Origin of the sequence: Pseudomonas agronomica, assembly GCF_025917275.1 — a bacterium.
GTDB classification, from domain to species: Bacteria; Pseudomonadota; Gammaproteobacteria; order Pseudomonadales; family Pseudomonadaceae; genus Aquipseudomonas; species Aquipseudomonas agronomica.
In genome coordinates this window covers 18,602-30,716 of sequence record NZ_JAOSHO010000021.1, presented here as the reverse complement: position 1 = coordinate 30,716, position 12,115 = coordinate 18,602, and the positions used below count along the sequence as shown (strand labels likewise).

The following is a 12,115-nucleotide window of genomic DNA, read 5'->3' as shown; positions in this document are numbered from 1 at the left end:
CCAGGGCGGTGTGCAGGTTGGTCGGGCCGTCGTAGTGACGTTCGTTGGCGTTCCACTCGATCAGTTGGCGCTGACGCTCGACCGCCGGCAACGGCGTCCAATCGCCGAGTCGGGTGTGTGGAGCTTCGAGCATGACTTCCAGCAGCCGTTGCCACTGTTCCAGCCAACGCCGGGCGGTGGTTTCGCTGAACAGCGCGGCGCGGTATTCCAGCAACACCGACAGCACCTCGCCGTCGTGTATTTCCCAGTTCAGGTCGTACTTGGTGGCCTGGGCGGTCACGGCGCGTTCGCGGACCTGCAACCGCGGCCATGGCTGGCTCGACGCGTCGGCGTTCTGCATGGCGAACAGCACCTGGAACAGCGGCGTCTGGCCGAGGCTGCGCGACGGTTTCAAATGCTCGACGACCTGGTCGAACGGCACGTCCTGATGCTGCTGGGCATCCAGCACACGGTTGCGCACCTGGTCGAGCAAGCCTTCGAAGTCCAGCGCCGGATCGAGGTCGGCACGCATGACCACCGTGTTGACGAAACAACCGATCAGCGGTTGCAGCTCGGCGAAGGGGCGCTGGGCCACCGGAGTACCCAGGCGCACGTCGCGCTGGTTGGCGTAACGCCCCAAGAGCAATTGCGCTGCACCGAGCATGAGCATGTACAGCGTCGCCCCGCGTTGCTGGGCGAACTGTCGCAGGCGTTCCACCAGGGCGGGCGGCAATTGCAGTTGCACCGCGCCGGCCATCGGGTCGAGCTTGCTGGGGCGGCCCTGTTCGGTTGGCAGGTCCAGCAGGTAATCGCCGTCCTCCAGTTGGTTGCGCCAGTAGTCCAGTTGACTGCTGAACGCGGTTTGTTGGCCCGGTTCGCGCTGCCAGAGGGCGTAATCGGGGTATTGCAACGCCAGCGCCGGCAGTATCGCCGGGGTGCCTTGGCACTGGGCGATGTAGCACTGCCGCAGTTCCTCCAGCAGGTTCTGGCTGGAGGCGTCATCGGTGGCGCAGTGGTGCACGCTCAGCAACAGCAACGACTGGACGCCACCGCTGCGTTGCAGCAGGGTGGCGCGGACCGGCACTTCGACGGCGAGGTCGAAACGGCGGCCGGTTTCTGCGTGGATCGCCGCGTCGGTCAATTGCTGCCACTGTTCGTCACTGGCGGCTTGCAGGGCCTTCACTTGCACGGTGATATCGGCCTGCGCGTCGATCACCAGCGCCAACTCGTCATCGGTATCGCGCACGATGCGGCTGCGCAGGATTTCGTGGCGCTGGACCACGCTGTTCAGGGCCGTTCGCAACGCCTGGGCATTGAGTTCGCCGTCCAGTTGCACGGCGCTGACGACATTGTATTCACCCCCGCCGACGCTCAGTTGTTCGAGGAACCACAAGCGTTGCTGCTCGAACGACAGCGGCAGGCGCGCCGGACGTTTCACCGGGACGAAAGTCGCCGCCGGGGCTTGCTGGGGATCGCCCAGCAGCGCGGCCAGGGCGTCCAGGGTCGGGTGTTCGAACACCGCTCGCAACGGCGGCACGCTGGCGAACCGTTGGCGCAGGCGGGCAAACAGCGCCGCCGCCAGCAGCGAGTGGCCGCCGAGGTAGAAGAAATGGCTGTCGCGGCCGATCTGCGCCGACGGCACGTTGAGCAACTCGGCCCACAAGGCAGCCAGTTGCTGCTCGGCGGCGCTGCGCGGCGGGTCCAGGGCGTCTGGCGCGGCTTGGATGTCCGGGGCCGGCAGGGCCTTGCGGTTGAGTTTGCCGTTGTCGGTCAGCGGCAGTTCATCGAGCACCACGAACGCCGAGGGCACCATGTAGTCGGGCAGGGCGGCGCCCATGGTTTTTCGCCAGGCATGGATGTCGGCCGGCTGGTCGCACGTCACGTAGGCCACCAGGCGCTTGTCGCCGGGCACGTCTTCGCGGGCCAGCACCACGGCCTGGCGCACGCCCGGTTGGGCACCGATCAGGGTTTCGATTTCCCCCAGCTCGACGCGGAAGCCACGGATCTTCACTTGATGGTCCATGCGGCCCAGGTATTCGAGCTGGCCGTCGGGCAACCAGCGCACCAGGTCGCCCGACTTGTACATTCGCGCGCCCGGCAGCGACGAGAACGGGTCCTCGATGAACACCTTCGCGGTCTGTTCGGCACGGTTGAGGTAGCCCAGGGTCACGCCGGCACCGCCGATGTGCAGTTCCCCCGGGACGCCCACCGGCATCGGGTTGAGGAAGGCATCGAGCACATAGGTGTGCACGTTTGCAATCGGCCGGCCGATGATCGGCCGCTGCGGGAAATCATCCACCGCGCAGCCGGTGGCGTCCACGGTGCATTCGGTCGGGCCATAGGTGTTGAAGAAGCGGGTGCCGGTAATCGACGGCAGGCGTTGCCACAGCTGCGCGTCCACCGCATCGCCACCGAATAGCACGAAGCGCGGCAGATACACCTCGCCACGGCGAACGCCGTCGCTTTCGAGCAGGGCCTTGAGCTGTGCCGGGGTGCACTCGAAGGCCTCCAGGCGGGTCTCGCGGAAGAAACCCGCGAGGGCATCGGGGTCGTAGCGCACCTCTTCAGGGGTCAGGTACAGGCTGTGTCCATCGAGCAATAGGATCAGCTCGGCCACCGAACTGTCGAAGGCGAACGAGTAGTTGAAGCTGGTGCGCATCGGCTGGTCGGTATAACGGCGATACAAGCCATGGATACGCGCCCAGGCCAGGTTGACCACCGAGCCGTTGGTCACCAGGGTGCCCTTGGGTTTACCGGTCGAACCGGAGGTGTACATGATGTAGGCCAGGTCTTGCGGCCCGGCGAGCGGGACCGGGTTGCTGTCCGGCTGGTCGGCGAACAGCGTCGCGTCGCTGTCCAGGCGCAAGCGCGGCAGCTCGGCTCCCAGTTGTTCCAACAGGCCCTGCTGGCCGAGGAACAGGGTCGGCTGCGCGTCTTCGAGCATGTACGCCAAGCGATCCACCGGGTAGGTCGGGTCCAGCGGCACGTAGGCGCCGCCGGACTTGAGGATGCCCAGCAGGCCGACCAGCAGCTCCAGCGAGCGCTCGACGCACAGCGCCACCGGGCGGTTGGCACCGACGCCACGGCTGCGCAGGTAATGCGCCACCTGGTTGGCGCGACGGTTGAGTTCGCCGTAGCTCAGGCTGCGGCCTTCGAAACACAGGGCGTCACGCTCCGGGGTGCGCTCGGCCTGTTGTTCGAACAATTGGGCGAAGGTCAGGTGCGTCGGCACCGCCATCTCGGTACGGTTCCACTCGACCACGGTGCGTTGCCATTCCGCGTCCATCAGCAGCGGCAGGGCGGCGACCGGGCGCTGGGGCTCGGCGAGCAGGTGTTCGAGCAGGTGTTCCAGGCGGGCGAGGGTCTGGCGAGCGCTGTCGACGACGAACAGGTCGAGGGCGAACATCAGCTCCAGCTGGATCGGCGCGTTGGCCGGGCACAGCACGTGCAGGTCGAGGTCGCATTCGGAATGTCGCAGCGGTGTGTCCAACGCCTCGAATTCCAGGCCCGGGAAGCGCAACCGGGACTCCATGGCCAGTTGCTGGGCGACCATCACCTGGTACAGCGGTGCGTGGCTGAGGCTGCGTGGCAGTTGCAGGCTGTCCACCAGTTGCTCGAACGGCAGGTCCTGGTGCTGCAGGCCGCTGCGCAGGCGTTCGGCGACTTGTTTGACCAGGGCGGTGAAACCGACTTGCGGCTCGAAATCCGCACGGATCGCCAGGTTGTTCAACAGAATGCCCAGCAGGCCTTCGGTGCCCGGTTGTTCACGGTGGGTGACCGGGGTGCCGACCAGCACCGTGGCGTCGCCGCTCAAACGGTGCATCAGCACGGCAAAGCCAGCGAAGAGGACGGTGAACGGCGTGGTGCCGAGGCGACTGGCAAAGGCTTGCACCCGGCCACTGAGGTCGGCACTGAGTTCGCGCTGGACGATCCCGGCGCGGTAACTTTGCACCGAGGGCCGAGGATGATCGGTGGGCAAGGCCAGCAGTGGGCTGGCATCGCTGTCACGACGGTCGAGGGTGGCGGTCCAGTAGTCGAGCTGGCGCTTGAGTTCGGCGCCTTGCAGGTGTTCGCGCTGCCAAAGGGCGAAGTCGGCGTATTGCAGGGGCAGGGCAGGCAGTTCGGCGGCGGCGCCGTTGCAACGGGTTTCGTAACCCTGAGCCAGTTCGCGCAGGGCGATGGTGGCCGACCAGGCGTCGGAGACCAGGTGATGAAGGGCGATGCCAAACACGTGTTCGCCCGGCGCCAGGCGCAGCAAACGGGCACGCAGCAGCGGTGGGCAGGTGAGGTCGAACGGTTGCTCGAAGGTGTCTTGCAGGGCATTGAACTGTGCGCCGGCACGCTCGGTGGCGGTCAGGCTCGACAAGTCTTCGAAGGGCAGCGCAATGTCCAGCGCTGGGCTGATGCGCTGGCACGGCACGCCGTCGGTGCTGTGAATGCCGGTGCGCAGGATTTCATGGCGCGCCAGCAGGTCGTTGAGGCTGGCGTGCAGCGCCTCGACATTCAGTTCGCCCTTGAGGTGCAGGGCGAACGGGATGTTGAACAGCGTAGTGCCCGGCGTCAGTTGCTCGATGAACCACAGGCGTTGTTGCGAGAACGACAGCGGCAGCCGCGTCGGGCGTGGCTGGGCCTTGGGCAGGCTCTGTACCTTGGCTTGCGGCGCGGTGGCCTCGGCCTGGCGGGCGCCGATGGCCTCGGCCAGCAAGGCCACGGTCGGCTGTTCGAACAGGACCCGCAACGGCAGGTCCAGTTTGAACTGGGTGCGCAGGCGGGCGACGATCTGGGTCGCGAGCAACGAGTGCCCGCCGAGGGTGAAGAAATTGTCTTCCACGCCCACCGTGTCGCGCCCGAGGACCTCGGCCCAGATCGACGCCACGGCGGTTTCCAGCGCATTGCGCGGGGCGATGCTTTCCTGGGTATCGGCCTGCCAGTCCAGCTTGCGGGCGGCGAGGGCCTTGCGATCGACCTTGCCGTTGTTGTTCAGGGGCATTTTGTCCAGGCAGACGAAGGCCGCCGGCACCATGTACGGCGGCAGTTGCGCCCGCAAATGTTCGCCCAGGCCATCACTGCCCTGGGTTTCGTCATGGGCCGACCAGTACGCCACCAACCAGGCTTCGCCGGCAGTGTTTTCCCGCAGCAGGACGGCGGCTTCGCGCACGTTGGGGTGCTGGGCGAGGCGATGTTCGATTTCCGTCAGTTCGATCCGGTGCCCGCGCAGTTTCACTTGCTGGTCGCGGCGGCCGAGGTATTCGATCACGCCGTCGGCACGCCAGCGTCCCAGGTCACCGGTGCGGTACAGGCGACCTTCGAGTTGAGGGTGGTCGATAAAGGCGTCAGCGGTGCGCTGTGGGTCGTGCAGGTAGCCGCGGCCGACACCGACGCCACCGACACAGATTTCCCCAGCCACGCCAACCGGCACCGGCCGCAAGGCTTCGTCCAGCACATACAGGCGATTGTTGGCGGTCGGCCGGCCGATGGGCATGTGGCTGACCTCGGCCCCCGGTGCTTCGAAGATCGGCTGGAAAGCCACGTCATCGGCACATTCAGCCGGCCCGTAGGCGTTCATCAGGGCGATGTCGGGGAAGCGTGCGAACCAGTCGCGAGCCACGGTTGGCGGCAGGGCTTCACCGGTGGGCAGGACCCAGCGCAGGTCCGGCAGTTGCAAGTCGCACGGGCACAGCGCGAGCAAGGTGCGCATCAGGCTCGGGACGATTTCCAGCACGTTCAGGCGCTCGCAGGCGAGCACCTGCAGCAGGCGTTGCGGGTCGTGGGCGACTTCATCCGGAAGAATGTGCACCGTGGCACCGAATACCGGCGCAGCGAGGAACTGCCACACCGAGATGTCGAACGCCACCGACGCGGTCTGGGGAATCCGGTCGGCAGCGCTGAGCCCCAGGGCCGGCACCTTGCCGAAGATGTTGTTGAGCATGCCGCGCTGTTCGATCATCACGCCTTTCGGCGTGCCGGTCGAACCCGAAGTGAACAGCACGTAGGCCAGGCTGTCGGGGCCTGCGAGCAGCGGCAGTGGCGCATCGTTGCCGGACGTCCAGCCGGCCTCGGCGAACAGCGCCTTGGGCGCCGGGTCGAGGTCGCTGAGCAACTGATCGAGCAAACCGCTGCAGGCTTCGCTGGCGATCAGCAATGGCGCGCGGGACAGCCCGAGGATTTCCCGCAGGCGCTCGGGCGGATGGTTGACCTCAAGGGGCAGCATCGCCGCGCCGGCCTTGAACACCGCCAGCATCATGGTCAACAGCGCCAGGCCACGGGGGGCAACCAGCGCGACCAGCTGATCTTCACCGGCGCCGGCCTCGCGCAAGGCATGGGCCAGGCGGGTGGAACGCAGGTCGAGTTCGGCGTAGGTCAGCGACTCACCGGCACAGGTCGCCGCGACCTGGTCACCGCGCTGGGCGACCTGGGCGGCAAACAGCGCGGCGTAGCTTTGATCCAGCGGGAAGTCGTGAGGGTTGAGCGCCCACTTGCCCAGCAACTGTTGGCGCTCGTCGGCGGCCAGCAGTTCGAGGCTGGCCAACGGCGCGTCGGGGGTGGCGAGCATGCTGCGCACGAGGCTGGCGATATGGCCCAGCAGGCGCTGCACAGTGCTGGCTTCGAAACGCTCGCGGTCATAGGACACGCGGATGCCCAGCTGTTCGCCCGGCAGGATCACCACGGTCAAGCCGTAGTGGGTGTGCACACTGTGGTCCATGCCTTCAAGGCTGAACTGGAAGCCGCCTTCGAGGATCTGCTCGTCGATGGGCGCGTTTTCGAACACCAGGATGCTGTCGAACAGGGTTTCGCCCCTGGGGAAATCGCTCCAGCCCTGGATGTCGGTCAACGGCGTGTGCTCGAAGTCGCGCATGTCGACGTTGAGCTTCTGCAGGTCGTCCAGCCACGTGCCGAGCGAGGCGTTCGGGTCCACCGAAACCCGCAGCGGCAACGTGTTGATGAACAGGCCGATCATTTGCGCGACACCGGTCAGGTCGGCCGGACGCCCGGCCACGGTGACGCCGAAGACCACGTCTTGTTGCCCGCTGTAGCGCGACAGCAGCAACGACCAGACGCCCTGGAAAAACGTGTTCGGGGTGATCCGGCGACTGCGGCAGAACGCCGTCAGCGCCTGGGTTTCCTGCTCGTCGAGGTGAATCAGTTGGTCGTCCACCAGCACCGCATCGGTGTAGCGGTCGCGGGTTACGCCGTTGTCCACCGTCAGTGGTGTGGGCGCATTGAGGCCTTGCAACTGGCCGCGCCAGAATTGCTCGGCCTTGCCCGCGTCCTGGCGTTGCAGCCACTGGATGTAATCGCGGAACGGCCGAGGGGCTTTCAGTTCCGGCGTGCGGTCGTTGCACAGCGCTTCGTAGACTTTGAGGAAGTCCACGGTTACCAGGGAGATGCACCAGGCATCCATCAGGATGTGGTGGAAGCTGCGAATGAATTCGTAGGACTCATCGGCCAGGCGCACCAACCGGAAGCGAATCAGCGGTGGCTTGGACAGGTTGAAGCCGACTTTCTGCTCGTCTTCGAGCAGGGTGCGGATCCGCGCCTCCTGCTCATGGGGGGCGAGCCCGCGCAGGTCGAGGGTGTCCAGCGGCACCTTGACCTGGCGATGGATCACCTGCACCGGTTGCTTCTGGCTTTTCCACTGGAAACTGGCGCGCAGGGACGGGTGCAGCGCGACCACCTGGCGCCACGATTCGAGGAACGCCGCTTCATCGATGGCCCCGCCGATGCGGTAGCGATCCTGCATCAGGTACACGCCGGAATCTTCGTGCAGCAGGGAATGGAACAGCATGCCTTGTTGCAGTGGCGACAACGGGTAAATGTCTTCGATCGGGTTGCCGGTGTTTTTTTCGATGGTCATTGAAAGCGTCCTGCTAAAAAAGGGGCAACGGTGATGGCGTGGCGACGGGAGGAACCGTTCACAGGTCGGCCTCGTCCAGTTCGGCCATCAGCGCTTGCATTTCGTCATCGGACAGGCCCGAGGCGCTGAACTCGGTGCTGTCGGCTTGCGGCTCGGCGGCGCTTGGGTCCAGCGGTTGCGCGACCTCGGCCATGGCCGCGACGGTCTGGCGTTCGAAGACTTGCTTGGCCGAAAGGGCGATGCCTTGCTCATGGGCCTGGGCCACCACTTGCAGGCTCAGGATCGAGTCGCCGCCGATGGCGAAGAAGTTGTCGGTGACGCTCACCGTCGAGCGCTTCAAGACCTTGGCGACGATGGCTTGCAAGGTGGTTTCCATGGCGTTGCGCGGCGCCACGTGGGCGCTCTCGTCGAATTGATCCGGGTCGGGCAACTGGCGGGTGTCGAGCTTGCCGTTGGGCGTTCGCGGGAAGCTCGCCAGGGTCAGTACCAGCGCCGGCACCATGTACGACGGCAGGCGTTCGCCGAGGAAGCGCTTGATTGCCTCCGAGTCCGGTGCGTAGCCATGGGCGGCCAGGACGTAGGCGAGCAGGCGCTTGCCGGCGGCCTGTTCCTGGACGATCACTGCGGCTTCGCGCACGTCGCTGTGGTTGCACAACTGGCGCTCGATTTCGCCGAGCTCGATGCGGTAGCCGCGAACCTTGACCTGATGGTCCTTGCGTCCGAGGAAGGCCAGGCGTCCATCGGCCAACCAGCACGCCAGGTCGCCCGTACGGTAGGCGCGGGCGCCGTCGGCCAGGGTGACGAAGGCCTTGGCGGTTTCTTCGGGCTTGTGGCGATAGCCGTGGGCCAGGGTCGGGCCGGCGAGGACAATTTCACCCGGTTCGCCAACGCCGCAGGCGGTGTCGAATTCGTTCAGCAGGCGCAGGTCCATGCCGGCGATGGGGCGACCGATGGTGACGTGACGGCCTGGCTCCAACACGTCATAGGTGGCCCAGACGGTGGCTTCGGTGGGACCGTATTCGTTCACCAGCCGGGCGTGGGGCAAGGTCCTGGCGTGTTGTGCGATCAAGGATGGCGGGCAGGCTTCACCGGCGACGATCCAGCAGGCGAGGCTGTCGATGCCTGCGCTGCGCTGCAATTGATCGAGCAAGGCCTGGTACAGCGATGGCAGTGACAGGCCATGGCTGACCTGATGCTGGGCTATCAGATGCGCCAGGCGGGCCATCTCCAGTTCTTCACCCGGGGCGGGCAATACCAGGCGTCCGCCTTGGGCCAGGGTCCAGAAAATCCCGGCGACCGAACTGTCGAAGGCAAACGACGACAGCAACAGATAGGCGCGCACCGGCGTCTCATAAGTGGCCATGCGCACCTGGGTCGAGAAACTCAGCGCGCCATGGCTGATTTCCACGGCTTTTGGTGTGCCGGTGGAGCCGGAGGTGTAGATCAAGTAGGCGAGGTCGTTCGCGTCTGGCAACGGCAGCGCCGGCGCATCACTGAGGTCCGGCGTTTCCAGGTCATCCAGCACGAAGCGATGCAGGTCGGCCGGCACGCTGTCGGCCAGTTCGGCGCTGACCACGATGTGGGCGATGGCGCTGTCGGCGAGCATGTAGGCGCGGCGGTCGGCCGGGTAGGTCGGGTCGACGGGCACGTAGGCGCCACCGGCTTTCAGGACGGCGAGCAGGGCGACGATGGCCGCGTTGCTGCGGGCGAACAGGACGCCGACAGGCACCCCGGGTCCGATGCCGGCGGCGACCAGCCGATGGGCCAGTTGCGTGGCGCAGGCGTCGAGGCGGCTGTAGCTCAGGTCACCGTGCTGATCGCTGAGGGCGATGGCGTTCGGTTGCTGGCGAACCTTGCGGGCAATCAATTCCACCAGCGTCACCGGTTCGATGGACGGTGCGCTCGCGCGGGTGCCGATCAGTTGCGATTGCAGCGCGCCACCCAGGGGCAACCGGGCCCAGGCCCGTTGCGGTTCGGCCAGGGCGCCTTGCAGCAATTGCAGCCATTGTTCGGCGAGGCAGCCTGCGGCTTCGGCGCTGAGGGTGTGGCGGTCGTAGACCAGCTGTGCGTGCAGGCTGCCGGGCAACTGGCGCACGTTCAGACACGCCTTCAACGGGTTCATCACCGCGCTGGCATGACGCTCCCGGGCATCGCCCGAGCGCCAGGCAAAGGCGTATCCGGCGTTGAGGGTGCCGGTGTAATAGTCTTGCCAGCCGACCGCCCGTTCCAGGGTGCCGGTCACGTGTTGGCTTTGCTCCAGCAGGGTCGCCTGTGCGTCCAGTTCAATGCGCACGGGCAGGCACTGTTCGAACAGGCCCAGGGTGTTATCCAGTTCCGCGCCGCGACTTTCATGGATCAGGACGAGCGGCACCTGTTGCTGGCCGGCCAGTCGTCCCAGTACCGCTGCCCATGCCGCCAGCAGCAAATCGCAAGCCAGGGCTGGGTGGCGGGCGAGGTCGACCGGCAGTGTCAGGTCCAATCGCGTCGGGGCAAACCCGCCGTCGAGGGCGGATTCGAGGGGCAGTTGCAAGGCGGCCTGTCCGGTTTCACCCACGGGGGGCCAGAAGCTCACGCCAGGATGGTCCGGCGCGTCTTCGACCAGGCTCCAGCGCCATTCGGCGTAGTCAGCGTATTGCAACGTGTCGGACAGGTCGGTGGCGGTGTCTTGCAGCAACGCGACAGCCAGCCATTTCAGGCTCGCCAGGTCGAAGTGGCTGGTGGCTGCGGCCATGTCCAACACCGCTTGTTCGTCGCCCAGGCGCACCAGGGTCACGCTCAGTGGCGTTGTCCAGTCGCGGGGTTGATCCGTGAGCCGGGCCAGCGCGGCGTCCTGGTCGGTGCGGCCGTGCTGGCGCAGGTCCAGGAGGTTCACCGCCAGCGACGCGGTTTCGTCTATCACCTGCACCGGGTGGCGCAGGCCGGGCACGGGCATCAGACGCGTGCGCAGGATCTCACTGCCGACCACCAGGGCCTGCAGGCGGTGGTTCAGCGCATCGACGTTCAGCGGTTGCGACAGCGACCATTGCAAATGGCAGCTGAACGGGTGTTCCGTCGCGCCGTTGATGTGGGGGTAAACCGATGCTTGTTGCGGCGAAATACGAAAACCTTGAAGTTCGCTCATGTTCATCTCGACTGGAAAAGGGCTTGAGCCTGGATCACCGCGCAGACGCCGGGGCTTGCTGGATACCTGTCGGGCAAGCCTCCTGCGAACGGCGGGTGGACCCGTTGAATGTCAGACGGCAACGTCGCTCGACAGCAGGGCTTCTGCCATGCCGGTCATGATGGCGCGCTTGCCGGTGAAGGGTTCGCGACCGTGCACGGCGAGCATGTTGTCGATGAACAACACGTCCCCCTGTTGCCAACTGAACCGCACCAGCGAGTCGAGGTAGGCCGCGCGCAGCGACTCCAGGACCTGCGGCTCGATGGGTTCGCCATCGCCATAAAAGGTGTTGGTGGGCAGGTCGAGGTCGTTGAAGTTGCTCTGCAGCGAATCGCGGATTCGCCCGGGCAAGGTGCTGATGTGGAAGAACGTGGCGTGGTTGAACCACACCTCTTCGCCGGTGCGCGGGTGGCGCACCACGGCCGGCCCGCGTTGACGGGTGCGCAGGCGGTTGTTGTCTTTCCATTCCACTTCGATGCCGACACTGGCGCAGTAGGCTTCCACCTCGCCGCGGTCTTCGGACTGGAACACGGTCTGCCACGGCAGGCCGAAACCGTCGCCATAGTTGCGAACGTACAGCACGCCTTTTTCCCGGAACCGAGCCTCGATCTGCGGGCTGATCCTCGCCTTCACCGCGCGGGTCGAGCCGATGGGTGTCTCACCACCTGTCTCGGATGGCAGGTGGCAGTAGAAGAACAGCCGCAGCGGGAAGCGCGGCGAATAGGAGTGTTCGTTGTGGGGGAAGATCATCTGGTCGGCCGGGTAGTCGGTCGAGGTGTAGATGTTGCCGCCGACCCGTGTCCGGGGCGAGGCGCGGAACATGTATTCCAGCGCGCCAGGGGAGAGGGCGGCGATCACCTGGTCGAACTGCTCGACGGACGCGACGTTGAAGCCGCGAAACAGCAAGGCGCCGTACTCCAGCAGTTTCTGTTCCAGCGACTCGCGTTCCCGGGCAGCCCAGGCGACCAGGTCGACACCGCTGACCGCTGGCTCGATTACCAGGGGCAGGGCGTGGTCCGGGCTGAGCAGGCGCTCGGTGACCCATTGTTGTTCCGAGACGTTCATGGCTTTGCGGCGCACGGCGCCAAGGGCGCGGGGCGATGGGGGCACGATAGACATAA

The 12,115-nt window shown here is 66.0% G+C and carries 3 protein-coding genes; all 3 read right to left on the bottom strand.

The annotated features are described in order from the left end of the window. Positions 1-7,834, bottom strand: a 7,834-nt coding sequence (locus OC610_RS03720; RefSeq protein ID WP_264426577.1) for a non-ribosomal peptide synthetase, incomplete at its 3' end; no start/stop codon positions are given. A gap of 58 nt (positions 7,835-7,892) precedes the next feature. Beyond that, entirely contained in the window at positions 7,893-10,955 is a 3,063-nt protein-coding gene (locus OC610_RS03715) for a non-ribosomal peptide synthetase (RefSeq protein ID WP_264426576.1), read from the bottom strand. A gap of 111 nt (positions 10,956-11,066) precedes the next feature. After that, positions 11,067-12,113 carry a TauD/TfdA family dioxygenase gene (locus OC610_RS03710; protein WP_264426575.1) on the bottom strand — a complete coding sequence of 349 codons (1,047 nt, stop codon included), beginning with the start codon at positions 12,111-12,113 and terminating at the stop codon, positions 11,067-11,069. Positions 12,114-12,115: the final 2 nt, after the last annotated feature.